Annotated in this window: 26 protein-coding genes and 1 tRNA gene; 15 read left to right on the top strand and 12 right to left on the bottom strand. The window is 55.3% G+C overall.

The features are described from left to right. Positions 1–1,650 (bottom strand): polyprenol phosphomannose-dependent alpha 1,6 mannosyltransferase MptB, encoded by a 1,650-nt coding sequence (mptB, locus tag KBP54_RS06055; RefSeq protein WP_418904451.1) that lies wholly within the window; start codon positions 1,648–1,650, stop codon positions 1–3. Between the two features lie 138 nt (positions 1,651–1,788). On the opposite strand from mptB, the gene KBP54_RS06050 reads away from it, so the two are divergent. From KBP54_RS06050 to KBP54_RS06010, 9 genes are all read left to right on the top strand, one after another. Then, positions 1,789–2,496, top strand: a complete 708-nt coding sequence (locus tag KBP54_RS06050; RefSeq protein WP_071572611.1) for a helix-turn-helix transcriptional regulator — start codon at positions 1,789–1,791, stop codon at positions 2,494–2,496. Further along, positions 2,496–3,941: a Fe-S cluster assembly protein SufB gene (sufB, locus tag KBP54_RS06045; protein ID WP_070362436.1), complete on the top strand. Its 1,446-nt coding sequence runs from the start codon at positions 2,496–2,498 to the stop codon at positions 3,939–3,941. Before KBP54_RS06050 ends, sufB begins: the two co-directional genes overlap by 1 nt. A gap of 5 nt (positions 3,942–3,946) precedes the next feature. Next, the gene (gene sufD, locus KBP54_RS06040; RefSeq protein WP_070362437.1) at positions 3,947–5,119 is read left to right on the top strand and encodes a Fe-S cluster assembly protein SufD; all 1,173 of its coding nucleotides are present in this window, start codon (positions 3,947–3,949) and stop codon (positions 5,117–5,119) included. 23 nt (positions 5,120–5,142) lie between these two features. Continuing rightward, entirely contained in the window at positions 5,143–5,898 is a 756-nt protein-coding gene (sufC, locus tag KBP54_RS06035; RefSeq protein ID WP_070362438.1) for a Fe-S cluster assembly ATPase SufC, read from the top strand. Beyond that, complete coding sequence (locus KBP54_RS06030; RefSeq protein ID WP_256005013.1) at positions 5,898–7,169, top strand: cysteine desulfurase; 1,272 nt, start codon at positions 5,898–5,900, stop codon at positions 7,167–7,169. The genes sufC and KBP54_RS06030 overlap by 1 nt, the downstream gene beginning before the upstream one ends. A 3-nt stretch (positions 7,170–7,172) precedes the next feature. Then, the gene (gene sufU / locus KBP54_RS06025; protein ID WP_256005012.1) at positions 7,173–7,616 is read left to right on the top strand and encodes a Fe-S cluster assembly sulfur transfer protein SufU; all 444 of its coding nucleotides are present in this window, start codon (positions 7,173–7,175) and stop codon (positions 7,614–7,616) included. A gap of 12 nt (positions 7,617–7,628) precedes the next feature. Next, entirely contained in the window at positions 7,629–8,021 is a 393-nt protein-coding gene (locus tag KBP54_RS06020; protein ID WP_256005009.1) for a metal-sulfur cluster assembly factor, read from the top strand. 44 nt (positions 8,022–8,065) lie between these two features. Next, a complete protein-coding gene (locus KBP54_RS06015; protein ID WP_070477088.1) occupies positions 8,066–9,694 on the top strand; it encodes an ABC-F family ATP-binding cassette domain-containing protein in 1,629 nt (542 codons plus the stop codon). 317 nt (positions 9,695–10,011) lie between these two features. Continuing rightward, the gene (locus KBP54_RS06010; protein WP_070477090.1) at positions 10,012–10,254 is read left to right on the top strand and encodes a PLDc N-terminal domain-containing protein; all 243 of its coding nucleotides are present in this window, start codon (positions 10,012–10,014) and stop codon (positions 10,252–10,254) included. Here the strand turns inward: KBP54_RS06010 and KBP54_RS06005 are convergent. The 7 genes from KBP54_RS06005 to acnA form a co-directional block, all read right to left on the bottom strand. Further along, the gene (locus KBP54_RS06005; protein WP_070477092.1) at positions 10,235–10,840 is read right to left on the bottom strand and encodes a hypothetical protein; all 606 of its coding nucleotides are present in this window, start codon (positions 10,838–10,840) and stop codon (positions 10,235–10,237) included. The genes KBP54_RS06010 and KBP54_RS06005 overlap by 20 nt on opposite strands. Further along, complete coding sequence (locus tag KBP54_RS06000) at positions 10,833–11,531, bottom strand: MerR family transcriptional regulator (protein WP_071572614.1); 699 nt, start codon at positions 11,529–11,531, stop codon at positions 10,833–10,835. Before KBP54_RS06000 ends, KBP54_RS06005 begins: the two co-directional genes overlap by 8 nt. Positions 11,532–11,580: 49 nt before the next feature. Next, positions 11,581–12,951, bottom strand: a complete 1,371-nt coding sequence (locus KBP54_RS05995; protein WP_071572615.1) for a PFL family protein — start codon at positions 12,949–12,951, stop codon at positions 11,581–11,583. A 12-nt stretch (positions 12,952–12,963) separates the two neighbouring features. Next, a complete protein-coding gene (locus tag KBP54_RS05990) occupies positions 12,964–13,233 on the bottom strand; it encodes an ACT domain-containing protein (RefSeq protein ID WP_070477096.1) in 270 nt (89 codons plus the stop codon). Positions 13,234–13,272: 39 nt separating this feature from the next. After that, on the bottom strand, positions 13,273–14,001 hold the full coding sequence (locus KBP54_RS05985; protein WP_070362445.1) for a glutamine amidotransferase-related protein: 729 nt from the start codon (positions 13,999–14,001) through the stop codon (positions 13,273–13,275). A 26-nt stretch (positions 14,002–14,027) separates the two neighbouring features. Next, a complete protein-coding gene (locus KBP54_RS05980; protein ID WP_070362446.1) occupies positions 14,028–14,591 on the bottom strand; it encodes a TetR/AcrR family transcriptional regulator in 564 nt (187 codons plus the stop codon). 113 nt (positions 14,592–14,704) lie between these two features. Then, on the bottom strand, positions 14,705–17,485 hold the full coding sequence (gene acnA, locus KBP54_RS05975; protein WP_070477099.1) for an aconitate hydratase AcnA: 2,781 nt from the start codon (positions 17,483–17,485) through the stop codon (positions 14,705–14,707). Positions 17,486–17,773: 288 nt separating this feature from the next. Between acnA and KBP54_RS05970 the strand changes: the two genes are divergently transcribed. From KBP54_RS05970 to KBP54_RS05960, 3 genes are all read left to right on the top strand, one after another. Next, positions 17,774–18,259, top strand: a complete 486-nt coding sequence (locus tag KBP54_RS05970) for an Rv1476 family membrane protein (protein WP_256005005.1) — start codon at positions 17,774–17,776, stop codon at positions 18,257–18,259. Positions 18,260–18,806: 547 nt separating this feature from the next. Continuing rightward, entirely contained in the window at positions 18,807–20,354 is a 1,548-nt protein-coding gene (locus KBP54_RS05965; protein WP_256005003.1) for an NlpC/P60 family protein, read from the top strand. 19 nt (positions 20,355–20,373) lie between these two features. Next, entirely contained in the window at positions 20,374–21,426 is a 1,053-nt protein-coding gene (locus KBP54_RS05960) for a ferrochelatase (protein ID WP_256005002.1), read from the top strand. On the opposite strand, the gene KBP54_RS05955 is transcribed toward KBP54_RS05960, so the two are convergent. Beyond that, positions 21,416–22,165, bottom strand: coding sequence for a hypothetical protein (locus KBP54_RS05955; protein WP_256005000.1), 750 nt, complete (start codon positions 22,163–22,165; stop codon positions 21,416–21,418). The genes KBP54_RS05960 and KBP54_RS05955 overlap by 11 nt on opposite strands. Before the next feature lie 33 nt (positions 22,166–22,198). On the opposite strand from KBP54_RS05955, the gene KBP54_RS05950 reads away from it, so the two are divergent. The 3 genes from KBP54_RS05950 to KBP54_RS05940 are packed head-to-tail and all read left to right on the top strand — an operon-like array spanning position 22,199 to position 24,707. Next, the gene (locus KBP54_RS05950; RefSeq protein WP_070477105.1) at positions 22,199–23,044 is read left to right on the top strand and encodes a DUF3097 domain-containing protein; all 846 of its coding nucleotides are present in this window, start codon (positions 22,199–22,201) and stop codon (positions 23,042–23,044) included. Between the two features lie 26 nt (positions 23,045–23,070). Beyond that, on the top strand, positions 23,071–23,502 hold the full coding sequence (locus KBP54_RS05945) for an NfeD family protein (RefSeq protein WP_070477107.1): 432 nt from the start codon (positions 23,071–23,073) through the stop codon (positions 23,500–23,502). Continuing rightward, a complete protein-coding gene (locus KBP54_RS05940; RefSeq protein WP_176754853.1) occupies positions 23,502–24,707 on the top strand; it encodes an SPFH domain-containing protein in 1,206 nt (401 codons plus the stop codon). The genes KBP54_RS05945 and KBP54_RS05940 overlap by 1 nt, the downstream gene beginning before the upstream one ends. On the opposite strand, the gene KBP54_RS05935 is transcribed toward KBP54_RS05940, so the two are convergent. From KBP54_RS05935 to KBP54_RS05925, 3 genes are all read right to left on the bottom strand, one after another. Further along, the gene (locus KBP54_RS05935; protein ID WP_070477109.1) at positions 24,685–25,233 is read right to left on the bottom strand and encodes a MarR family transcriptional regulator; all 549 of its coding nucleotides are present in this window, start codon (positions 25,231–25,233) and stop codon (positions 24,685–24,687) included. The two genes, KBP54_RS05940 and KBP54_RS05935, sit on opposite strands and share 23 nt — an antisense overlap. 43 nt (positions 25,234–25,276) lie before the next feature. Further along, positions 25,277–25,933 carry a TVP38/TMEM64 family protein gene (locus KBP54_RS05930; RefSeq protein WP_070477203.1) on the bottom strand — a complete coding sequence of 219 codons (657 nt, stop codon included), beginning with the start codon at positions 25,931–25,933 and terminating at the stop codon, positions 25,277–25,279. Positions 25,934–26,001: 68 nt separating this feature from the next. Next, positions 26,002–26,087: transfer RNA gene (locus KBP54_RS05925), tRNA-Leu, on the bottom strand. Positions 26,088–26,170 lie beyond the last annotated feature (83 nt).

Raw genomic sequence — 26,170 nt, 5'->3', positions numbered from 1 at the left:
CTAGTGTAGCCTGCCGGCACCAAAGCGCCGATACAACAGGAAACTGAGCCCAACAAATACGACAAAACAACAGGCTGAGACACCGTAAATAGTGAAAACTGTCTTTGCTTGCAGGCCGAGACCACGCGGTAGCACCAGAAAACTAAACACAGCAGAGTACACAGCCACCCCGGCTCGGAAAAAGAACCTATTTGCCCATGCAGCAAGGGGATAAATAGCCCACAGAGGGTACCAAGGGTGTACAACTGGGAAGAATATAACAAGCACGAGCGTTGCGACGCCAAGTCCACCTGCAGGGTGAATGGCTCCCCGCAACGTAGCCCACAGTAGGCGAACCAGAAACGCCACCGCGATGGCCACTCCAATCCCGCGGGTGACAATGAGAACTGCGTCAATGTGGTCGCCGAGACCAAGCAGCATTCCTAGAAAGCCGCTGATTACGCCCACGTCTGTTGAGATCGAGAGCCAGCTACGAATCGATGCTGCTCCGCCTTGACCAGTGACCCATCCGAGCCCAATGCTTGTTATAAGTGAAACGGCGGCAGTAGTGACAATGAGAATAACTGTCTGAAAAAGCACCGCGATGCTAAGGGCTGTAGCTTTGCGCTGGCGTTGCCCAAGCACACGAGCGATTGCCATGCCTATAAAACCGAGACCGAGAAAGCCTGTCACTTTGACTAGTCCTCCGCAGGTAATGGTGATCGCGGAGAGAGCCAGGTAACCCCACGCTTGCGCTGAACTGATGGTCCTCAACCTGTCGGCCCCGCGAAGTCCTAGCTCAAACCCGACTAACACCAATCCGAGCATGATCGCTTCATTATGGATGCCACCAATGAGATGCAGAATCGTTAGCGGATTGAGCACCCCGAGCCACAGTGCGGCAGTCTCTGGTACGCCACAGCGGCCGGCAATCTTTCGGATCCCCCACGCTGCGGCGAGCACTCCGACGAGTGATACGACGCGGTGCGCAATCACCCCGAGCACAATAGAGTCAGCAGTAATACGAGAAATTGCCGCTGCAATACCTAACGCGACAGGCCCGTAGGGGCTTGGAGAATGCGCCCAAATAAACGGGACCGAGCGCGCTAGATGGTGTTCTGGCCCGAGAAGCTCGACTGGTCCAGCGGAGTACGGGTCAAGACCAAACCGGACAATTGCACCATTAGCTAAGTATGAATAGATGTCTTGGGTAAAGAGGGGAGCGGTAATCACCAGAGGAGCAACCCATACAACGAATGTTCGCATGAGAAGCGGCGTCGAAACGCGGGGCCTCTGGCCACTTACGCCAACGAAGGGGCCCATACACAGCCAAGCGGAGACCAAGAGTCCTACTCCGAACAGAACTATGGAAGACGACGCTTGCATCATTCGGCCAAGCAAGGCCCCGCCAGGCAGAGAGAACCAAGGATTATCGACGACCGGCAAGGCCCCGCCCCCGAGGCCTCCCAAGCCAATGAGAAGTGTGCCGACCAAACCCAGCCATCGAAGTACGGCGAACCGGTTCTGCTCAGCGTAGTTGGTTGAACGAAAGTCTTGTCCTCGCCAAACCTCTTTAGAGACTCGGTGGAGCCCAGCCGACCGTGATCCAGGCTTGCCGATGCGAGGAAACGCATCAAGCAAAGACTTTATCGGTGAATCCTGGAACAACACAGGCAAGATTGTAGCCGAACGACCGGGTTAAACGTGCACATTGAATTAGGACACAGTAGTGTTGTGTAAAGGCCGGTCGGTGTACAGCCAATCGGTTGGAAAGTCAGAGATCAAAGCAGATCGAAGCGAGGTGAGCCAGTGCTGAACCAAGCGCGGTCAGTTGACGGTGGCACTCGCAAGCGAGTGATGGCGCTCTTGCTGAAAAGCGGACCGGTGACTGCATCAACACTTGGTGAGCAAACTGGAATTTCAGCTGCCGGTATCCGTCGGCACCTGGATAAGCTCACTGAGGCTGGACTCATTGAGACGTGTGAGCCACTGCCGGTTGCTGGAGAAGAGCCACCGCGAGGCCGTCCCGCGAAGCACTACTGCTTGACGGAAGAAGGCCGAGAAAGCTTCGGTAGCAACTATGAGAATATGGCGCTTGATGCAATCGAAGCTCTTGAAGAACTTGGCGGCCATGAAGCAGTCAAAGAGTTCGCCAAAACTAGGATTGAACGCATCCTTGAAGAAGTGGAGCCGATTTCGGAGCGATCAAGCAGTGGCGACCTTGAATCAGTCGTGCTCGAAGTCGTGTCCGTTTTAGAGCGTCACGGCTATGTTGCCTCGGTGACTCAGGCAGGGACTGGAATTCAAATTTGTCAGCATCACTGCCCGGTGTCACAAGTAGCGTCTGCGCATCCCGAAATTTGCGAAGCAGAGCAAGAAATGATCGCTAAGATCGTAGGCCGACATATCCAACCACTTGCCTCCATTACAGAGGGCAATGGTGTCTGCACAACAAACATTCCACTCGCTGCTGTTCACGGGCCGAAAAATAACGTATCTGAAAGGAGCGGAAAATAATGACGAAAGCTAATCCCGCACCCGGTTTAGAGAAACCAATGAACGACGAAGAGATTATCGAGTCAATCGGTAGCTACAACTACGGGTGGCACGACCCAGACGCTGCCGGGCAGGCAGCAAAGCGTGGTCTTAACGCTGGGGTAGTCAAGGACATTTCTGGCATTAAGGAAGAGCCAGAATGGATGCTGGAACAGCGCCTCAAGGCTTTGGACATTTTTGAAAAGAAGCCACTGCCGACTTGGGGCGCAGACCTGAGTGGCATCGACTTTGACAACATTAAGTACTATGTCCGCTCTACGGAGCAACCAGCTACGAGCTGGGATGACCTTCCTGAAGACATTAAGAATACGTACGACAAGCTTGGCATTCCTGAGGCAGAAAAGCAGCGCCTAGTCGCTGGTGTTGCTGCGCAGTACGAATCTGAGGTTGTCTACCACCAGATTCGTGAGGATCTCGAAAAGAAGGGTGTCATCTTCGTAGACACTGACACCGCGCTTCGCGAGCACGAGGACATCTTTAAGGAGTACTTCGGCTCGGTCATCCCCGCTGGCGATAACAAGTTCTCAGCTCTGAATACGGCAGTATGGTCAGGCGGTTCGTTTATCTATGTTCCGCCGGGCGTCCACGTCGATATCCCGCTCCAGGCATACTTCCGTATTAATACCGAGAACATGGGCCAGTTCGAGCGCACGCTCATCATCGTTGATGAGGACGCCTACGTCCACTACGTAGAAGGATGCACCGCCCCGATTTACAAGTCCGACTCGCTTCACTCCGCGGTCGTTGAAATCATCGTGAAGAAAGGTGGCCGCTGCCGGTACACCACGATCCAGAACTGGTCGAACAACGTTTACAACCTCGTCACCAAGCGCGCTAAGGCCGAAGAGGGCGCAGTGATGGAGTGGGTCGACGGCAATATCGGTTCAAAGGTGACGATGAAGTACCCAGCAGTCTGGATGACTGGCGAGTATGCCCGTGGCGAAGTGCTTTCCGTCGCATTTGCTGGTGAAGGACAGTTCCAGGACACCGGTGCCAAGATGACACACATGGCTCCGCACACCTCGAGTTCAATCGTTTCAAAGTCAGTTGCGCGCAGTGGCGGACGCGCGGCCTACCGTGGCCTGGTACAGATCAACGCAAACGCGCATGATTCCGCCTCGAACGTTGAGTGCGACGCGTTGCTTGTCGATGACATTTCTCGTTCTGACACTTACCCGTACAACGACATTAGGAACGATCGGGTTACGCTCGGACACGAGGCGAAAGTCTCCAAGGTCTCTGAAGAGCAGCTGTTCTACCTGATGTCCCGCGGTATTGCCGAAGAAGAAGCTATGGCGATGATTGTCCGTGGCTTCGTCGAGCCTATTGCCAAGGAGCTCCCGATGGAGTACGCCCTGGAGCTCAACCGTCTGATTGAATTGCAAATGGAAGGATCAGTGGGCTAATCACCATGACTTCAACGATTAATCCCGTATCGAATGCAACTCCTCACAACAACAAGGGAGATCTGTTTTCGTCGTTCAATGTTGAGGATTTTCCCGTTCCACGTGGACGTGACGAAGTCTGGCGGTTCATTCCACTTCGCCGCATCCGAGGTCTGCACAACGGGGAGTTCCCGCAACAGGCTGACGCCCAGATCACGATTGATGCGCCAGATGAGGTCGTCGTCACGGAGCTTGACGCAGCTGACGATCAGCTCAAAGTAGCCGGCGCGCCCGTAGACCGCGTTGCTGCACAAGCATGGTCGAGCGCGAAAACCGGCACCTTGATTACCGTGCCTGGTAACAGCAAGTTGTCCAAGCCCATCACCGTCACCATCACTGGTGCCGGCGCCGACGTGACATCCTTTGCAACGATCCTTTTTGAAGTTGGGACCCATGCAGAGGCTGACATCGTTGTCAAGTACACCGGCACAGGTGTGCATGCAGACAACGTCAATTGGCATATCGGCGCAGGCGCGCACGTACGCGCAGTCGTAGATACGGACTGGGACTTGGACGCAGTACACATTGGTCAACAGTCCATCTTGATGGAGCGCGATTCGGTACTGCGCCACAACGTCGCAGCTTTCGGTGGCGAGATCGTGCGCATCACCCCACGCGTAAAGTTCCAAGCTCCGGGGGCAGACGTCGAGCTCAACGGCGTTTACTTTGCGGACGCGGGTCAGTACATCGAAAACCGTATGCTGGTCGACCACAGCGTTCCGAACTGCCGGTCGAACGTGCTGTACAAGGGTGCGTTGCAAGGCGACAAGGCGTCGGATCTGCCAGAAGCACGAACCTGCTGGGTCGGTGATGTGCTGATTCGCGCAGGCGCGCACGGCACAGATACATATGAAACGAACCGGAACCTGGTCTTGACGGATGGTGCTCGCGCTGACGCAATTCCAAACCTCGAGATCGAGACTGGTGAAATCGCTGGAGCCGGCCATGCCGCAACCGTTGGTCGGTTCGATGACGAGCAAGTGTTTTATCTCCGGTCCAGGGGCATCCCTGAGGACGAAGCCACGCGCTTGATCATTCGCGGATTCTTTAACGAGGTCCTCAATCAGGTCCCGCTCGAAGACCTCCGTGAAGAACTCGTTGCACGTGTGGCCGGAGAGCTCGAGCAAACGAACCAGTAAAACGAAAAGGAATCAGTAAAACAATGTCTACCCTGGAAATCAAGAACCTCCACGCAAACGTCCTGCCGACCGAGGAAGGTCAAGAGCCAACGCCGATTCTCAAGGGCGTAAACCTCACTATTAAGGGCGGAGAGACTCACGCCATCATGGGGCCGAATGGTTCCGGTAAGTCCACGCTTGCCTACACGCTCGCTGGTCATCCACGCTACGAAGTTACTGAAGGCGAAGTACTCCTCGATGGTGAGAACATCCTCGAGATGGATATCGACGAACGCGCTCGCGCCGGACTCTTCCTAGCAATGCAGTACCCAGTTGAGGTGCCGGGCGTCTCTTCTTCGAACTTTATGCGCTCTGCTGTGACTGCTGTTCGTGGGGAAGCGCCGAAGCTTCGCGATTGGGTTCGTGAACTCAATGATGCTCGCGACTTGTTGAAGATGGACTCTTCCTTCACTGAGCGTTCGGTCAACGAAGGCTTTTCTGGCGGTGAGAAGAAGCGACATGAGGTCATGCAGTTGTCGTTGCTCAAGCCGAAGTTTGCTGTGATGGACGAAACGGACTCCGGCCTTGACGTCGATGCGCTGCGAATCGTATCCGAGGGGATCAACCGCTACCAGGAAGAAACCAACGGCGGTGTCCTAATGATCACCCACTACAAGCGGATCCTGGAGTATGTGAAGCCTGACTTCATTCACATCTTCTCGGATGGCAAGGTCATCCAGACTGGCGACGCATCGTTGGCTGATGTTCTCGAGGCAGAGGGATACGAAAAGTTCATCTAATGGGATACTTACATTCCGATGGAACACTGAACACAGACGCGATTCGCGCAGAGTTCCCGATCCTGAGTCGGACCGTGCGTGATGGGAAGCCCCTCGTCTATTTGGACTCCGGGGCTACGTCCCAGCGTCCGCAGTCTGTGTGGAACGCTGAGCAAGAATTCGTCCTGAACACATTTGCACCAGTCCATCGCGGCTCCTACCAACTGGCTGAGGAGGCGACAGACGCTTATGAAACTGCCCGTGAGCGTATCGCTAACTTTGTTGGTGCTGACGGGGAGGAGATTGCATTCACGAAGAACGCTACTGAGGCTCTGAACCTCGTCGCATATGTTCTTGGTGATGATCGTGCCGGTAAGCACCAGATCAAACGCGGAGACACGATTGTTGTCACTGAACTGGAGCACCACGCGAACCTCGTGCCTTGGCAAGAACTGGCCCGCCGCACTGGAGCAACGCTCAAGTGGTACTCGATGACTGCTGATGGACGCATCGACCTTGACAGCCTGGAACTTGACGATACTGTAAAAGTTGTTGCGTTCACGCACCAATCAAACGTAACTGGTGCAGTAGCGGACGTTGATGAAATCGTGAGGCGTGCTCGTGCAGTAGGAGCACTCACGGTCCTTGATGCGTGCCAATCTGTTCCGCACATGCCTGTCAACTTTCACGAGCTTGGCGTCGACTTTGCAGCGTTCTCAGGGCATAAGATGTGTGGACCTTCTGGTGTGGGCGCCGTCTACGCGAGAAAGTCGATCTTCAGGGAGCTTCCACCATTTTTGACAGGTGGATCCATGATCGAGATCGTCAAGATGGACTCTTCGACGTATGCGCCGACGCCCCAACGCTTCGAAGCTGGCACGCAGATGACAAGCCAGGTCGTTGGCCTTGGTGCTGCCGTCGAGTTCTTGGAATCCATCGGAATGGAAAATGTCCAACGCCACGAGCATATGTTGACGGAGTATGCCCTGGAAAGAATGCAAGAGATTCCAGGATTAGTGATCGCTGGTCCTAAGGTGGCTGAACAGCGCGGCGGTGCGATCGCTTTTACCGTCGACGGCGTGCATCCGCATGATTTAGGACAGGTGCTTGACGCTCACGGTGTTGCTATCCGCACCGGCCATCACTGTGCGTGGCCTGCTCACAGAGAACTCGAGGTGCAGGCAACCTCTCGCGCTAGTTTCTACCTGTACAACACCAAAGAGGAAGTAGACGCGTTGGTTGAAGCCATTCGCGAAGCGCGCCGCTTCTTCGGAGTCGAGGAGGATTCCTAGACGATGAACCTAGAGTCGATGTACCAAGAAGTAATCTTGGACCATTACAAGAACCCACGGCATAGGGGGTTGCGCGAACCATACGAAGCGGAGGTGCACCACGTCAACCCATCTTGCGGCGACGAGCTGACGCTGCGTGTGCACCTGTCTGCCGACGGAAAAACGGTTGAAGACGTCTCTTACGATGCTCAAGGTTGCTCGATCTCCCAAGCCTCAACCAGTGTGATGACAGAAGAACTGGTGGGGCTACCTGTTGCGGATGCGATGGAAAAGTTGCACTCGTTTGAGGAAATGATCACCTCTCGCGGGACCAAAGAAGGGGATCCGGAAGCCATCGGTGATGGCATTGCGTTCGCAGGTGTTTCTAAGTTCCCAGCTCGCGTCAAGTGCGCGTTGTTGGGCTGGAAAGCATTTGAAGCCGCCACGTCCGAGGCGTTAGACAAATAGAAAGGCGAAAATATGGTGGATAACGATCACACTTCGAACCTTGGCGATGGCGACGAGCGGCCAACACAGACCGAGGAACAGCTCAAAATCTGTGGTGAAGTAGAGGAGTACCTACACGACGTCATTGACCCCGAGTTGGGTATCAATGTTGTTGACCTTGGACTTGTCTATGACGTGTGGGTAGAAACTAACGATAATGTCCACCGAGCAGTCGTCAACATGACGTTGACTTCGCCGGCTTGCCCGCTTACCGATGTCATCGAAGAACAAGCTGATCACGCTATCACGACGAATACTGTGTGTGATGAAGTCGTCATCAATTGGGTGTGGATGCCACCATGGGGGCCGCAGATGATTACGGAAGAAGGGCGCGAGCAGTTGCGTGCACTAGGTTTCGCTGTTTAGACCACGTTTTCGTCTACTCACGCGGCCTTGTAGAGTAACCCTTTGTGATTGTTACTAATGATCTCGAAGTCCGTGTAGGAGCCCGGACGCTTCTCGAAGCGCCTGGGCAGCATCTCCGTGTTCAACCTGGTGACAGAATCGGTCTCGTCGGCCGAAATGGTGCCGGGAAGACTACTACGATGCGAATCCTCGCAGGAGAAACAGAACCCTACGCGGGCACGGTTACTCGTACTGGCGAGATCGGATACCTGCCACAAGACTCCAAAGAAGGCAATATCGAGCAGAGTGCCCGAGATCGCGTTCTTTCGGCGCGAGGCCTTGATCAGATCCAACGCTCGATGGATCGGCAGCGTTCCATCATGGAAGAGTCAGATGGTGCGACCCGTGATAAAGCAATCGAGAAGTTTTCCCGGCTCGAAGAGCAGTACCACGCGCTAGGCGGTTACGAGGCGAACGCAGAGGCTGCGCAGATTTGTGACAACCTCGGGCTTCCAGCACGAGTGCTCGACCAACAGCTCAGTACCCTCAGCGGTGGTCAACGCCGTCGCGTGGAGTTGGCACAGATCCTTTTCGCCTCTCGGGCGGGTTCTGGAAAGTCCCAAACCACACTGCTTCTCGACGAGCCCACTAACCACCTCGACGCGGACTCTATTACATGGCTGCGTTCGTTCTTGAGCAAGCACGATGGTGGCTTGATCATGATTTCGCACGATGTTGAGTTGCTTGAGGCAGTATGCAATAAGATTTGGTTCCTTGATGCAGTGCGCGCTGAGGCTGATGTCTACAACATGGGCTTCAAGAAGTACCAGGATGCCAGGGCACTCGATGAAGCACGACGCCGCCGTGAACGCGCTAATGCGGAAAAGAAAGCTTCCGCACTGCAAAAACAGGCGGCCAAACTCGGAGCGAAGGCGACGAAGGCTGCAGCTGCTAAACAGATGCTTGCTCGCGCTGAGCGCATGATGGGTGAACTTGATGATATCCGTGTGGCGGATAAGTTCGCCTCCATTAAGTTCCCAGAGCCCGCCCCCTGTGGGAAGACCCCGCTCTACGGCAAGGGACTAACCAAGATGTACGGTTCTCTTGAGGTGTTTGCCGGCGTTGACCTGGCTGTAGACAAAGGCTCCCGCGTCGTAGTACTCGGCACCAACGGTGCTGGCAAAACTACGCTGTTGAAGCTACTCGCTGGCGTCGAACGTACTGATGGGGAAGGCGGTTTGGTCACCGGTCACGGACTTCGCATCGGCTACTTCGCGCAGGAGCATGACACCATCGACGGTGCCAAAACGGTGTGGGAAAACACGATCGAGGCATGCCCTGATGCCGGGCAGCAAGATTTACGCGGGCTGCTTGGCGCGTTCATGTTCTCGGGCGACAAGCTAGACCAACCGGCCGGAACGCTATCGGGTGGTGAGAAAACGAGGCTGGCATTGGCAACGCTTGTTTCCTCACGGGCGAATGTCCTTCTTCTTGACGAGCCGACGAACAACTTGGACCCGCAGTCCCGACAACAGGTGTTGGATGCACTGAAAACCTATTCCGGCGCTGTCGTCCTTGTCACGCATGACCCTGGAGCCGTCGAAGCGCTTGAGCCTGAGCGAGTGATTATCATGCCTGAAGGCGATGAAGATCTATGGAGCGACGAGTATATGGAGATCGTCGAATTGGCTTAAAACTACCTGCAAAATGTTAGTGGTCTTGTTGTCCACCAGCTACGAGATCGAGGACTAAAACGGAGATTCGAGTTACCAGATTACCGCTAATGCGCCCTCGATCGGCCGCAAAATATTTATGGACGAAGAATCGCCGACAATCAATCAGTGAGGCTGCTGGAGCACGTGATAACACCAGGCAGCTCGCTTATTGAGGCGCCGCCTGACTCCGAAAGCACTGTGGTTACGCTTGTCCTGACTAGCGTGTGACTCAACGGTGTGGTGATCGGCACACCGCGCAATAACGTACTGTTCTAACCGACGCGTAGACTGACCACATGGCCAACAACGAAAACCTGAAGTTCCTGCGTGACGCATGGAATAGCATGTCAACAGACCAAAAAACTATCGTAGGAGTGCTTGCGGCGATGGATACAGTCGGCAAAGCAGTTGCGCTGCGCGACCTCGCAAGGGCCGAAGACAGCAAATTGCGTGGCCCCAAGTGGCTGTGGACGCCGATCATCGGCGTGGTAAACACCTTTGGCTGGGTGTCTTACTTCCTTATCGGGAAGAAGCGCTAGATTCACGTGCACCCCCGGCGTAGTAACGGATTTGAGTCACTGGTTGCATCCGGGGTCGCTGCCAGGGGTAGCGATCACCGGCGACGTCGATCGCCTCGCTGAGATCTAGAAGCGTGTCGGTGCCACCTGCCCCGCCTACAGTGAGCGTCTCGCCGTCAATAGACACCTCGGACGCAAACGTTCGTTGGTGGTGTTTTTGCTTGATGAGCGAGGACGGGATTTCGGCAAACACTAGCTTGCCGCGGCGCAGTACTGTTACGTCATCGGCAACGTAGCTCGGCCGAATGCGTTCGCTGCCGATCAGCGAGGCGACGTACACAACGCCCCAGATGGACAGCAGCAGCGCAATTAACCGCACCGTGCTTTCGGGTAGGAGCAGGTGAACCACCACCATCTCAATGCACAAGACCGAAACCACGCTCACGAGCATCTGCAATCGCCCTGGCGGGTGGGGGAGGACCTCCGCATCCTCTGGCACGAGCCGGTGGCCGCGAATCCACCGCAGTAAATCGAGGTACAGTTCGAGCTCGTAGCGTGCAAGACGGAAGCCTGGATGCCTCTTCCACAGTGAGAGGACCTTATCCATCGAAGCCCTCCGCCAACGCCTGCAGCACGACTCGTTGCGCGCCACGGGTCGGCACATCGTGTACACCGAGTGGTACGTCACCAGGCTGGAGGGTAGAGAGAACGCCCCGGAGCAGCCCGTGGGGGAGGAGCTCGCGAAAGCGCGCGGCGGTTTCGGCTACGTTGCTGTCCCGCGGCCGCATTTCCCCCAGGTCGTCCCAGAGTTTCTCGGCGGCGCGGGCTGCCTTGACGCACTCCGGATCGTTGAGGTTTGTACGTAGCTGGTCCCACGTGGCGGCAGTGGTAACCCCGGTCAGCGCCATGAGATCCCACGCGTCCAGCTCGCGCTGGAGCGCCTGCGGGTCGGTGAATACTCCACCCAGTGCTTGGCGGATATCCTCCGGCGCGCCAGAAGGATTGGACGCAAGCCTGGCCAGCCTTTTTCGCTGCTGCTGCAGGTGGGCAATGCGGCTATCCAGCTGGTCTAGAGCATGCTCGACCACAAGCGCTGTGTCTTTTGCTGCGACGTCGGCGATGGGCACGCCGGCGTCGATAAGCGCACGAGCCCGGACCACAGCAGCGAGGTCGCTGATCGTGTACTCCCGGTAGTTGCTACTCGTGCGAGCGGGCTCTGCTACGGCTCCGCTTTGGTGCAGGTGGCGCACTGAACGTACGGAGCAACCTGCGGCCACGGCAACATCTGAAATCTTCACGCCTTCAAACCTAAACCCTCACACAATGTGAGGGTCAAGGAAAGCACGCCTAGTTCCTAAACCCGTGCACAGGTGCCGGAATGAAGCCGCCGCGCTGGATCATCTCCGCGCTGCTCTTCGTATTGACCGGGATGACCGGCGCGTAGCCGAGCAGGCCGCCGAAGTTTACCTCGTCACCTGGCTTGGTGTCGGGGACGGGGATGAGGCGCGCTGCGGTGGTCTTATGGTTCATGACGCCGATTGCAGCCTCATCAGCGATCATCCCCGCGATGGTCTCCGCGGAGGTGTCGCCAGGAATGGCGATCATGTCAAACCCGACAGAGCAGATCGACGTCATCGCTTCGAGCTTGTCCATACTGATGGATCCAGCGCGGACCGCATCAATCATGCCCTTATCTTCCGAAACCGGAATAAAGGATCCAGAAAGCCCTCCGACACGGGAGCATGCCATCATGCCGCCCTTTTTGACGGCGTCGTTAAGAAGCGCGAGCGCAGCCGTCGTGCCGTGCGTGCCGACCTGCTCTAGCCCCATGTGCTCGAGGATATGCGCAACGGAGTCACCAACCTCAGCAGTCGGCGCCAAGGAGAGATCGACGATGCCAAATGGCACTCCGAGACGTTCTGAAGCAAGGTTGCCAACCAGCTGGCCTGCGCGGGTGATCTTGAACGCAGCCTTCTTGATCTCTTCAGCTACCTCGTTCAAGCTGGCTTTTCCGAGCCGCTGGATCGCATTGTCGACGACACCAGGGCCTGATACACCAACTGAAACAACCGCGTCAGGCTCCTCAATGCCATGGAACGCTCCGGCCATAAATGGGTTATCACCCACAGCATTTGCGAACACAACAAGCTTTGCGCACGCAATCGAAGAACGGTCTTTGGTCAGCTCCGCTGCCTCTTTCACGACGCGCCCCATCTTCGCGACAGCATCCATGTTGATACCAGCACGGGAAGTAGCGATGTTCACCGAGCCACACACGTTCTCCGTGACGGTCAATGCCTCCGGAATGGACTCGATGAGACGCATATCAGAGGTGGTTGCCCCCTTTTCAACGAGCGCCGAGTAACCACCTACGAAGTTGACTCCCAGCTCACCCGCCGCTTTGTCAAGCGCTTTTGCAATGTCGACCGGATTGCCGTCCACCCCAGCTGCGACCAAAGCAATGGGAGAAACGGAGACTCGCTTGTTCACAATGGGAATACCGAGCTCGCGTTCAATGTCCTGGCAAACTTCTACCAGACGGGCTGCCTTCGTCGTCACTCTGTCGTAGACCGCCTGGCACGTTGCATCCATAGTGGGACGTGTACAACCGATGAGTGAGATTCCCATTGTTACAGTACGAATGTCCAGCCGGTAGTCCTCAATCATCTTGATGACGTCAAGAATGTGTTGGGACTTGAAATCAAAATCAACAGCCACAGCAACCCCTCCCTAGATTTCGTTCATGGCGGTGAAAAGGTCCTCGGACTGGATCCGAACAATGACCCCCAAAGATTCACCAGCTGCTGAAAGGTGAGTTTGCAGTAATTCCATGTTTACATCGCCTTCGGGAAGTTCCACACGCATGATCATGGTGAAGAAGTCATCCATGAGAGTTTGGGAAACATCTACGATATTGAGGTTTACCTCAGCCGCGGCGATCGCAACTCCTGCGATGATGCCTACACGGTCTTTACCTGTGGTTGTGATGATTGCATGCATAAGTAGGAATTCTAGCTACCAGAAACAAGTTGTTTCTACTCAACCCACGCAGTATTGCGTAAATGATTGTAAAATTCTGTTTGCCCACGAAACATCGTGAAGAGGCAGCCCCTTTACGATCTTGTCGTAGTCTTCCGGAGAGAAGTACCCATAGTTAGCGAAGAAGTCCATACGAGTCTGCATTGCTTTGGCATCCATCTCCGCATGAAATTGCGTCGCCCAAACATGATCACCGTACCGAATCATCTGAACCGGACAACTATTCCCAACTGCCAATATCTCAAGTGAGGGCGGGAGGGTGGACTCGTCAGGATTCTCGGTATGTCCGGTCAGCGCTGTGAAGTTCCCTGGGAACCCCTGAAGCAGTACGTCACGTTTACCGGCGTCTGAAAGCGAAACCTGTGTCGGGCCAGAGTCCTCTGGATGCGTGTGAACGATGTTTCCTCCGAGGTAGTGCACCAGCCAGCTCGTTCCGAAACAAACGAAGAACACGGGTTTTCCAGATTCCACAACCTCAGTGAGCACAGCATCTACATGCTGCGCCCACGCTGAGGTATGTGCATCTGAAACGTTTAAAGAACAACCTCCAACGATCACGCCTTCAACTGAATCCAGTGACTTCAGCTGGGCGTGCTCGTCAGAGATATGACAGAGCTCTATAGCTGTCTGATCCATCTTCGTCGCTTTGAGTACGTCGTTGTACTCGGCGTGAGCAACGTCAGCACCGATCTCACCATTTCGCAGCGACACCATAAGCAACTTAGACATGACGAACAGTCTATATCGCCCGGTAGCTAGCTAGAAACCGAAGATCGAACAGACTGCTCGACAACGTCTAGCATTGCTTCCAGCTGCTCTGGTGGCTCACCTGCGGCCAATTTGATTATGAACCCTTCCAGAACTGTCTCTAGATAGGTCTGCATTACTTCAATTGGCACATCTTGCCGCATCGCCGTATTCGATTCCAGCCGTTTCCGCACAGCCTCATCAAGTACTTCCTGGTGCTTCCTCCACCGAGCTTCAAATGCAGGATCTGTGCGGAGCTTTCGAACAATCTCAGAACGCGTCACGAACCAGTCATTTTCTTCCGGATGTTGCAAGAGGTCGTGCATAACTTCTACGAGCCCCTGTCGGCTAACTACCTCAGCTTGGCGTTCAGCGTCCTCGCTGGCGATGGCGAGAAACAACGTTTCCTTGTCTACGAAGTGATGAAAAATAGCACCACGCGTTTTGCCAGTGGCCTTTTCCAAACGAGCTACGGTAGCTCCTTCAAACCCATACTTGGCGAAGCATGCTCTCGACGCATCCAAGATTTCTTTGCGACGCCGCGCGAGCTCTGCATCACTAATGATCGGCATAGTCAGGCGCCCAACCTTTCGAGCTACTTAATAATTGCATTGGAGAAAAAGAAAGACTTAAGGGGTCACCACATACCGCGGAGACCCCTCAAGCGTGTTACGTAACTACGGTGTTAGTTCTTGACCATCTGGCGAAGAACATACTGCAAAATACCACCGTGACGGTAGTATTCAGCCTCACCTGGTGTATCTACGCGGACTACAGCGTCGAATTCTACGGTCTCGCCGGAATCCTTCGTTGCGGATACACGGACGGTCTCAGGGATCGTTCCGTTCTCATTGAACGCTGTGATGCCGCTAATGGAGATCGTCTCTGTGCCGTCGAGCCCGAGCGATGCGTGAGACTTTCCTTCTGGGAACTGCAGTGGAAGCACGCCCATGCCGATGAGGTTCGAACGGTGAATACGCTCGAAGGACTCAGCGATGACAGCGCGGACGCCGAGCAGCTTCGTGCCCTTTGCAGCCCAGTCGCGGGAAGAACCAGTGCCGTATTCCTTGCCTGCCAGGACGACAAGCGGAATACCAGCGGCCTGATAGTTCTGCGCAGCATCGTAGATGAATGCCTGCGGTGCACCTTCCTGGGTGAAGTCACGAGTGTAGCCACCAGCGTCCTCAACAAGCTCGTTGCGGAGACGGATGTTGGCAAAGGTACCGCGAACCATGACCTCGTGGTTACCACGACGCGAGCCGAAGGAGTTGTAGTCCTGGCGCTTGACGCCGTTTGCATCGAGGTAGTTTGCTGCCGGCGTACCTGGCTTGATGGACGAAGCAGGGGAGATGTGGTCCGTCGTTACAGAGTCACCCAACTTGGCAAGGACGCGAGCACCATCGATGTCCGAAACGTCGTTTGGCTCAGCTGGCATTCCGTCAAAGTACGGGGCCTTGCGGATGTACGTGGAATCGTCGTTCCACTCGAATGTCTTGCCGGTTGGGATATCCAGATCCTGCCACTGCTTGTCACCCTTGAAGACGTCGGCGTAGTCAGCCTCGTACATTTCACGGGAGATTGTGCCAGCAATGGTGGATTCAATTTCCTCAGTTGATGGCCATACATCCTTCAGGAAGACGTCGTTGCCATCCTGGTCCAGACCAAGTGGCTGGGTCTCGAAATCGAAGTCCATCGTGCCAGCGATGGAGTAGGCGATGACGAGCAGAGGCGAAGCCAAGTAGTTCATCTTGACGTCAGGAGAAATGCGGCCCTCGAAGTTACGGTTGCCAGACAGGACTGCGGTCGCGGTCAGGTCGTATTCGTTGATAGCGTCGGAGACCTCTGTTGGCAGAGGACCAGAGTTACCGATGCAGGATGCACAGCCGAAGCCGGTGAGGTAGAAGCCAACAGCCTCGAGGTCCTTCCAGAGATCGGCGCGTTCGTAGTAGCCGTCGACAACCTGGGAACCCGGTGCCATGATTGTCTTAACCCATGGCTTCGCCTTCAGACCCTTTTCCGCAGCCTTGCGTGCGAGCAGAGCAGCGCCAACCATGACCGATGGGTTGGAAGTGTTGGTGCAGGAAGTAATAGCTGCAATCGCAACCATGCCGTGATCCAGGGTGTACTCGCCACCCTGCGGCGACTCAACGATAACGGGCTTCGAAGCACGACCCTCTGCGCCGACCGCTGCAGATTCTCCATTTGCAGGCCAGGACTGATTGAAGTCAACTGTCTCAACCTTCGCCGCACGAACTGGCTCGAAGGTCTCGTTGCCAGCATCGTTGTAGTCCGGCAGCTGCTTACGGAAGGTGTCCTTGGATTCGGACAGGAGGATGCGGTCCTGCGGACGCTTCGGGCCAGCGATTGACGGAACGACCGTTGAGAGATCAAGCTCCAAGTATTCGGAGTACTTCGCCTCTGGAGCGTCCTGCTCAAGCCACATGCCCTGAGCCTTCGCGTATGCCTCCACACGGTCGATGTCCTCCTGGGAACGACCGGTAAGGTGCAGGTAGTTGATGGTCTCTTCATCGATTGGGAAGATCGCACAGGTGGAGCCGAACTCAGGCGACATGTTGCCGATCGTCGCACGGTTTGCAAGTGGGATCTGCTTTACACCATTGCCGTAGAACTCGACGAACTTCTGAACCACGCCGTGCTCGCGCAGCATCTCGGTAATCGTCAACACAACATCGGTAGCGGTGACGCCGGCAGGAATCTCACCGGTGAGCTTGAATCCGACAACGCGTGGGATCAACATCGAAACTGGCTGGCCAAGCATTGCAGCCTCAGCCTCAATACCGCCAACGCCCCAGCCCAGGATGCCAAGGCCATTTTCCATGGTGGTGTGGGAGTCGGTACCAATACAGGTGTCTGGGTATGCAACGCCATCGTTATCGAATACAACACGGGAGAGGTACTCAATGTTGACCTGGTGAACGATACCGGTCCCCGGTGGCACAACGCGGAAGTTCGAGAAGTTCTCAGCACCCCAACGCAGGAACTGGTAGCGCTCCTCGTTGCGTTGGTACTCGATTGCGACGTTCTTGTCGAGAGCGTTGGTGGAACCGAACGCCTCGATGATCACAGAGTGGTCGATGACCATCTCGGCTGGGTTCAGCGGGTTGACCTGATCAGGATCACCGCCGAGTGTGGAAACTGCCTCACGCATGGTGGCCAGGTCCACGACACAAGGAACACCGGTAAAGTCCTGCATAAGGACGCGGGCAGGGGTGAACTGAATTTCTACAGATGGCTCGGCATCTGGATCCCAGTTCGCAATAGCCTCGATGTGTTTCTTGGTCACGTTCTTGCCATCCTCAGTGCGGAGGAGGTTTTCACCAAGAACCTTGAGGGAGTATGGAAGTTTCTCCATGCCTTCAACCGCATCAAGTGCGAAGTAGTCATAAGACTTCTCGCCGACCTGAAGCGACTTCTTGGCGTTAAAGGAGTTCTTGCTTTCGGTCACAGTAAGCTCCGTTTCTCGTCGTAAACCAGATAAATTGGAACAAGGTCCAAACGGTCAACCTCAAAGATATGCGATTAACCGCCTATGCGTAGCAATGATAACAGTACGGATGTAATGTTTGTTGTCCAACAGGGAAGATTTGAGAAAAAATGGAGCTAAACCCCCCATTTGGGGCACAACCCAACAATCTCCGCAGTTAAGGCCAACTGTACGGGGGAGTACAAGGTGATTATCGCCATACAGGATAGAATGAGGGGCCCATCGACCACAGAGGAATGTAGCCGCGACATGCAATACCAAAATCCAGATCCACGATTCGATAGCCTTGTAGATCAGCTCAATATTGACGGTATCGCATTCGAGACTGCCAATGAAGGCACCGGCAGCCTGGAACAGTCACTATCTTCCACCTTGTCGAGCGCGCATGATCATTCTGGCCTTAATGTGGGGCTCGTTTTTCTCGACTCGACGCCTCCCCACATTCCTGAGCTAAGAGATCTGGCGCAAGACCTCAATCTTGCCACCGGAATCGAAACTATCTATATCCGAACGCCCGATGTCGCCATTGCTACATCAGAAAAGTTTCCACGCTCCTCAATCGAGGCTGGCCAGCTCGCCTCTGTACGGGCCTCAAGCTACGAAGACGGGGTGGCGCAGTTTCTGCAAGGGGCATCCTCTAGGCAGCTTGATTGGATTTCGGTATTGATTGCGGTTGCAGTAGTCCTCATCGTCACGTGTGGAGCTACCGCTATCCAGAATTGGCGTCAGGCGTAGAGCCTTGACGTTTCGATTGGCGACTTTTAAGTGACAATAATCACACTGCTACTTTTGTGCCTACATAATCCAAGGTTAGAGCTCTCGTCGTCAAGTGAAAATCCTTAACTTCTGTTACTGAAGATAAAGTTTGTGTAACAAATCAGTTAAGTGTCGTATGGTTTGTTTGTTGCCTCATGAGCTGAGGTGTGTTGCAAACGTGCCAGAGCTTTCCTCTAGTCAAGGAAGTTGCACTGACTTTTGACACGTGTGGTCCAGTCAAACCACGTCTATGTTTGCGTCGTACACAACCGTGAGGCTGTTTTCAGTAGTCGATTTAACAGAGCCGTACTCGTCTCAGCACGCGGAGTCTTCACAGGTCGGGTTTGCCTGACAGCGAGCTAGTCACTCGCTTGCTTGCCCGGCGTGAGACTTTGCATGAGTTGATGTTGGGTGCGGCGTGAGGAGCACCTTCGTGGTTACCCCGTCGAAGAGCACGCGAACGCGTGCTCGCCAGGTTTGGTCCAGCACCCTTGCTTGTTCAACCAGTTTCGCGTTGGCTTTTTCGTTGAGCTCTCCTGTGGGCCCTGCTGTTGCTGCTCCCGCAGCGCAGTCAACCGCGTCTGCTCTAGTAGCCAAGCTTTCAGCATCGCAAGCTGAGATCGCCGAACTAGACCTGAAAATTGGTCAACTGCGGGAAGCGGCAAATCGTGCTTTTGTAGACCTCCATGATGCTCAGTCTCGTTCTGAGCAGGCACGCCGCGGTGCTGAGGAGGCGAAGCGTCGTCTGGAGGAATCGCAGGCGGCAGTTGAGAAAGCTCGTGCTGAGCTATCCGCAGTGACTCGGTCGCAGTATCGCAACTCCGCTGGTGGAAGCCCGATTCAGGCACTCGGTGGAGAGCAATCGCAAAAGGATGTACTTGACCGTTCACTCTTTCTCCGCCAACGAAGCGAGGAAAAACAGCAAAAGCTCGCCGAAGTTGAGCAAGCTCGCCTCGAGGCTGCGAACGATGAATCTCTGCAGCGCCAGGCCAGTGAAGTTGCGCAGCAGGCTGCGGACGAAGCTGTGGCCGCAGAATCCGCTACGCGTGATGAGCTTGCCTCTCTGTCTTCACAACTAGACGATGTCATTGAGCAGCGCGAGGCTGCATCTGCGGAGTTGAACAGCATCGAGAGCGACGTCGCGCAGGAACGTGGTATCTCAAATAGCCCTGCGCCGCAGTCAGCTGAGGTTCAGGAGACTCCAGCTGAAACGTATGAGGTTTCGCCTGAGCTTCTTGACGCCGTCGAAGAACGAATGAACGAAATTGCCCCTGGAGCTGAGGTTCCAAATGAACAAGCACTAGTACAAGCCGTGAATACGGCGCAGCGTACAGGTGGATATGTGGAGGTCTCCAACCAGGCAGATACGCCGCGGCTCGAGTACTCCGAGGGGAGCGATGTCACTGACTTGCTGACCCAAGCGGCAACCATCGTCGCTTCTGAAGCCCTCGTTGGTTCCTCTCAGCCTGATCACAGCGAAACAGCGAACCCCTATGGAGGCTCGAGCACAAGTGACGTCATTGCTGCTTTCGCACAGGGGCTCAATAGTGTTCTGGCTGCTGATTCCTCCGCTGGTCAGCCTGACTCTGCTACTTCCGATCTGTCGCAGGTCGTTCCTGCAGTTGGCACTTTCGAGTCGATTACGAATGAAGTTCGGTCTGCCTTAGCACCGTCGGCAAATTCCTCGTCTGTAGAGACAGTAATCGCACGTGCCGAAGCGATGATCGGTACGCCGTATGTTTGGGGCGGTGGTGACGCGAATGGTCCAACCGTGGGTGTGAATGGCGGGAGCATGTCTGGATTCGATTGCTCTGGGCTTGTACTCTACGCCTTTGCTGGCGTAGGAATTTCGCTGCCGCACTACACGGGCTACCAGTACCAGCGAGGAACTCCAGTTGCGCCGAGTGAAGCACAACGTGGCGATCTCTTGTTCTGGGGCCCTGGCGGCAGTCAGCACGTGGCAATTTACCTCGGCGACGGCATGATGATCGAGGCTCCCCAAGCTGGCCAGAATGTTCAGATTGCTCCAGTTCGTTGGTCTGGTATGTCAGCGAATGCAGTCCGTCTGCTTTAGTTCATTAGAATCGTTCCCCATGGCATTCAAAAATTTCGATGCGTTGCTCGTGCTCTCTTTCGGTGGACCAGAAGGGGAGGACGAAGTAATTCCATTCCTCGAAAATGTCACACGCGGCAGGGGCATCCCGAAAGAGCGGTTGAAAGTAGTTGGTGAGCACTATTTCCACTTCGGTGGAGTGAGCCCAATTAATGGCCAAAATCTAGAAATTATCGAGCAGCTTCGTGCCGAGCTGAGTAGGCGGGGGCATAATCTTCCGGTCTATTTCGGAAATCGGAATTGGCATCCTTTCGCAGAAGATACCGCACGCGAAATCTCAGAAGCTGGGCATCGGAACATCCTCGTTTTCGCTACGAGCGCTTGGGGCGGTTACTCCGCTTGCCGTCAGTATGATGAGGATATTGCTCGGTTGCACCAGGCACACCCTGAGCTGCATTTCACAAAACTGTGGCAGTTCTACGGGCACCCAACGTTTGTCCGGCTCATGGGTGATTCGTTGAAGCAAGCAATGGAGTCAATCGATGACAAGGCTTTGCGAACGACCCGGATCCTCTTCTCGGCGCACTCAATTCCCACAGCTGCAGATGCCGCCGCTGGCGGCCACGAGGACGCACATCTTTACTCGCGACAGGTCCTTGAGGCTTCGCGCCTCGTCGCAGAGCATGCAGGAGTAGAGACTTACGAAAACGTTTGGCAATCGCGTTCCGGCAACCCGCAGACTCCGTGGCTAGAGCCCGATATTATCGACCGCGTCAAGGAGCTCCATCAACAGGGAGTCACTCACATCGTTTGCGTGCCGATCGGGTTCTTGACTGACCATATGGAAGTTGTGTGGGATCTCGATACCGAATTGAAGGCTGAGTGCGACAAGCTCGGCGTTGAATTCACCAGGGTCCCGACTATCGGTCTCGAGCCGCGGTTCGCATCGATGATCGTTGACATTGCAGAATGCATTAGCCGCGGCACGACGCCTCCTACGCTGTCCACGATTTCGGTGCAGGGCTGCACCGAAAATGGTGTTCCTTGCCACACTGATTGCTGCGCTCCGATTCGTCCGCGCGTTACCGAGTAGCCCGAAAATCGCGAACGGCTTCCGCAACGCCTGCTGTTCGCGCTCTTCGGATGCTCCTTCCCAATACGAGCAAGTGCTGATCAAAAGAGTGATCTCCCAGCCGGTCTGTCACCGTCTCGACGATCGCCGAGACTCTATCCGCGCGCGCAAAAATCTGAGCTGCCCTTGGCGTGGTGGCAATTGGCAATCCTGGGGTGTCATAGAAATCGGTGATATGGCCGACCGTGAGTCGGGGTGAGGACAGCGTTTCGTTGGGCTGGGCGACGGCCTCAATCATCATCGCAGCTTGATCTGTTGCGTTTCTCAGCATTTGGTCGGCTTCACCAGGAGATAGCCAGTCTGGTTCGGGTGGGCGTCGATAATCCTCGAACCAACGCCAGTGCACGCCGTCTGTTTCGAAGCTCGGAATGAGAATGTGATAGAGCCCTTCTGCCCCGATGATGATCAAGGCTCCTGCATCCGTCATTGCTTCCGCCGCTGCTGTGTGAGCCCACAGCGCCGGAGTGTCGCCCGCTCCACCTAGGACTAGCCGCACGACCGGCTCGCGGGACTCAAGATTAGCTACCCTGCGAATTTCGGTGAGTAATTCTACGCCCCCACCGGTGCCATAATGGTGGCCTCCACCGAGCTCGTCAAGTGCTGCGAGCGTTTCGTCTGTCGACGTCACGTGATACAACCACGCTGCGATCCACACCGCAGTGTTTTGCAGTGGCGAGTAAACATGCGCGCGAAGATTCATTCGTCTGATGGTAACCGATAGACTAGTGCCACTATGACACCGGATAATCGTTACAGCGGAGATATTTTCCAAGGGCATTCGCGCAACAAGAAGCCCAAGTATCCCAGCATCCCCGCAGAGCCGGGCATCATCGTTGAGATTGTGGGCGACGAATTCGTGGGAGCCGTAGTTGGTTTTGAGCGTACGTACGACGGTGATTTCGTTCGTCTTGAGGACAGGCACGGGCAACAACGCCTTTTTAAGATGCTTCCCGGAGCCTTCGAAGTAGAGGGACAGCGAGTCTCCTTACACCGCTATGTCGCTCCGCAGCAGGAATCGAGCACCCACTCAAACTCCGGTTCACGGAAAGTAGCTAACGCGAAAGCGAAAGTTGCGCAGCCAAGCCGAATTTGGGTGGAAGGTATTCACGACGCCGCTATCGTACAGAAGGTATGGGGGCACGACCTCAAAGTCGAAGGTGTCGTCGTTGAGTATCTTGAGGGGCTTGACAACTTGAGCGACAGGCTGGAGGAGTTCCACCCGGGACCGGGGCGACGCATCGGTGTGCTTGCTGACCACCTCATCGAAGGCACAAAAGAGTCCCGCCTCGTCGAGGGGGTAGGTCCACACGTACTTGTCACAGGCCACCCATACATCGACATCTGGGAAGCCGTAAAGCCGGAACGAGTTGGGTTGAAGAACTGGCCAAAGGTGCCTTACGGAGAGGATTGGAAGACAGGGGTATGCCAACGTGCCGGGTGGGGCAGTCCGAAGGATGGCTGGCGGCGTGTCTACGATGCTGTCGAGACATACCGAGATCTTGATTCCACCCTTATCGGCGCAGTTGAGCGACTCGTGGATTTTGTCACCAATCCGCAGCTTAAGAAATCCGACTGCTGACCGAATCGTTTTTGTATAGTGAAGCCGTGGGTAGTCTTATTTGGCTAGGCATTGCCGTAGCATTCGCAGTTGCTGAACTCGCCGTAGGGGAGTTTACGTTCCTCATGATTGCAGCAGGGGCGCTTACTACGTCTGCTATTGCGCTTGCCGGGGTGCCTTTGGGGGTTGAAATCGGGGCGTTTGTAGTTGCTTCGGCCGGTTTCTGGTTCCTCCTCCGGCCTTACTTGCACAGGCGCTTGCGCCGCCCATCTACGGTGGGGGAGCTTGGCCAATCACTCATTGGCACGAGTGCACAAGTGGTTGAGGAGATCACGCCGAGCAGCGGTCAGATTCAACTGGACGGATCGCTTTGGTCCGCGAGAGCAATTGATCCAAGCCACACCATTAAGTCTGGTTCCACAGTCATCGTTTCAGATATTGACGGCCCAATCGCTGTCGTATGGAAGGAGTCGCCATAATGGCCTTGGTAATACTGGGGCTGCTGCTCATCTTGGTAATCGCGGTGCTGCTCGCATCTGTGAAGCTAATCCCGCAAGGTGAGTCAGCAGTTATTGAACGTCTGGGGTCCTATACACGGACCGTTTCCGGTGGGCTAACACTACTGGTGCCGTTTATTGATCGTGTTAGAGCGCGCGTTGATACGCGCGAGAGGGTCGTTTCGTTTCCTCCGCAAGCAGTAATTACGCAGGACAACCTCACCGTCGCAATTGATATTGTGGTGACGTTTCAGATTAACGATCCGGCAAAGGCTATTTACGGCGTCGATAATTACTTGGTAGGTGTTGAGCAAATATCCGTCGCGACGTTGCGTGATGTCGTCGGCGGGATGACGCTTGAGGAAACGCTGACCTCGAGAGAAACTATTAACAGGCGCCTGAGGGGTGAGCTTGACGCTGCTACCGCCAAGTGGGGACTGCGTATTAGCCGCGTTGAGCTGAAAGCGATTGATCCGCCACCATCGATTCAGCAATCGATGGAAATGCAGATGAAAGCCGACCGCGAAAAGCGCGCCATGATCCTTACCGCTGAAGGTAAGCGCGAGTCGGACATCAAGACTGCCGAAGGTGAGAAGCAGGCGCGAATCCTCTCTGCTGAAGGCGAGAAGCACGCTGCTATTCTCGCGGCTGAAGCTGAGCGCCAGGCGATGATTCTACGCGCGGAAGGCGAGCGTGCGGCGAAATATCTTGAGTCGCAAGGTGAAGCGCGAGCCATTCAGAAAGTCAACGCGGCGATCAAGTCCTCAGAGGTGACGCCGGAGATGCTTGCGTACCAGTACCTGGAGAAGCTGCCTAAGATCGCGGCCAATGAAGCATCAACGATGTGGATGATTCCGAACAGCTTTGGCGATTCTTTGGAGCAGTTCGCCAAGGCGTTCGCTGGCAAGGACAGCGACGGAGTGTTCCGCTACGAACCCCAGCGTGCAGATTCACAAACGCGCGCTATGGCCGGCGAAGACGACAGCACGGACCAGTGGTTTGATACCTCCACTGATCCTGAACTTGCTCGGGCACTTGCAGAGGCGCGTGCCGTCGCGAACAAGCACGTCGACGACCCGGATCCGACAAGCGCATTCGACGAAGTCTCTACCCCGACCGAAACGCCGCAAGTTGCCCAAAAGGGCGAACACCGGGCAATTGAATCTAATGACTCGCGCGACGCATAAGGTGTAGCGCGAGTTTCCAGCCAGCCTGCTCGGCCTGCCACCCGGCGGCCTGCAGGCGCTGGCTCATTGCCTGTTTAGAAATACCTAGTTGCGCTGCGGCTTCATTTTGGTTGAGCCCAGAGCGCACGAGCGATGTGGCTTCGCGGCCTTCAAACGTTCGCTTATGCAGAATGTGCGCCAGCAGGGCAAACGTCGCTGAGATATCTTCTGCCTCGGTGTCAGGCGCATGAGCATCCGTGATAACTTTCACTTGCGCTGCACGTGTGCCGACAGCCTCAGTGGCGGCAAACTGCGCACGTCGCCTGCGCGTGATTCCCAGGCCGACAGCCCAATTACCATCTGACAGCAGCGCCATAATGAGGTTAAGTGCTGTCTCCGGCCCATCCACTGTTGTGCGGATATCCTCAACGCCAATGACTTCGAACGGCGAAACACCCGGAAGCGTCGAGAGCGCGTGAGCCGAGGACTCGACGAACGCGGCGCGACCTTTTTCGCGACCACGGTAACGTGCATGCACAGCAATCATGCGTACATACTAGCGTGCTTCAAGAAAGTACACGCTCGAGCCTTTACTCTTCTATTCGACGCGGCTTCGCCGGGTGGCGCGCGTCGATAATCAGTCCTGTCACGCCAAGAACAGACAGTGCAAACACGGCGCCGAGAAGCACTGGGTTTGCATCTCCGCTCAACGTGTCTCCGAACAATGCAACGAGAATCGTGTTAGGAGCCGAGCCGATGAGCGTTGCCCCCATGAACGGCAAAAGCCGGACTCGACTTAGCGCTGAAGCGTAGTTCATGACCGAGAAAGGGATACCGGGGATGAGTCGCAGGCTCATTACAGCCAGCCAACCGCGCTGTTCCAACCGCTCATTAATCATGTGAAGCTTGGGGTGAGAAATTTTGCTCTCAACCCAGTCACGTAAAAGAAACCGCACAACGGTTAGCGAAAGACCTGCTGAGGCCGTCGTTGCGGTGATAGCGAGCAGAATCCCGAACCAACCACCGAAGAGAACACCGGAGGAAATGGTGAGCAACGTACGGGGGATCGGGAACTGCGTGATGAGTACGTAGAGCAACCAAAAAACGACTGGAAACCAGGCTCCCGTACTATCAGCCCACTCGCGAAACGTCGACAGCGAAGGTATTTCAAAGAAGCGCCACACCCACAGTGCAATTGCGAGAAGTACCAAAATGAGCATCACGCGTAGTGGTGACTGTTGGCGCATCCGTTTGCCCTTCGTCTTTAAGTGCGGCCTAAACAAAAAACCGGCTTCCTGGAGGAAGCCGGTCATTGTGCCCGGAGGGGGACTTGAACCCCCACGTCCGTTAATAGGACACTAGCACCTCAAGCTAGCGCGTCTGCCATTCCGCCACCCGGGCTGGGTGTTTTGCTTTCAACCTCTCGGCTGGGCACTTGCACTACTATAGAGTGACGTTGATTCAAGATGCAAATCGCCAGTACA

This window comes from Corynebacterium pseudogenitalium (assembly GCF_024453815.1).
Taxonomy (GTDB): Bacteria; Actinomycetota; Actinomycetes; order Mycobacteriales; family Mycobacteriaceae; genus Corynebacterium; species Corynebacterium pseudogenitalium.
Note: the sequence above shows the minus strand (reverse complement) of the source record. Positions and strands in the feature narration are given on the sequence as shown.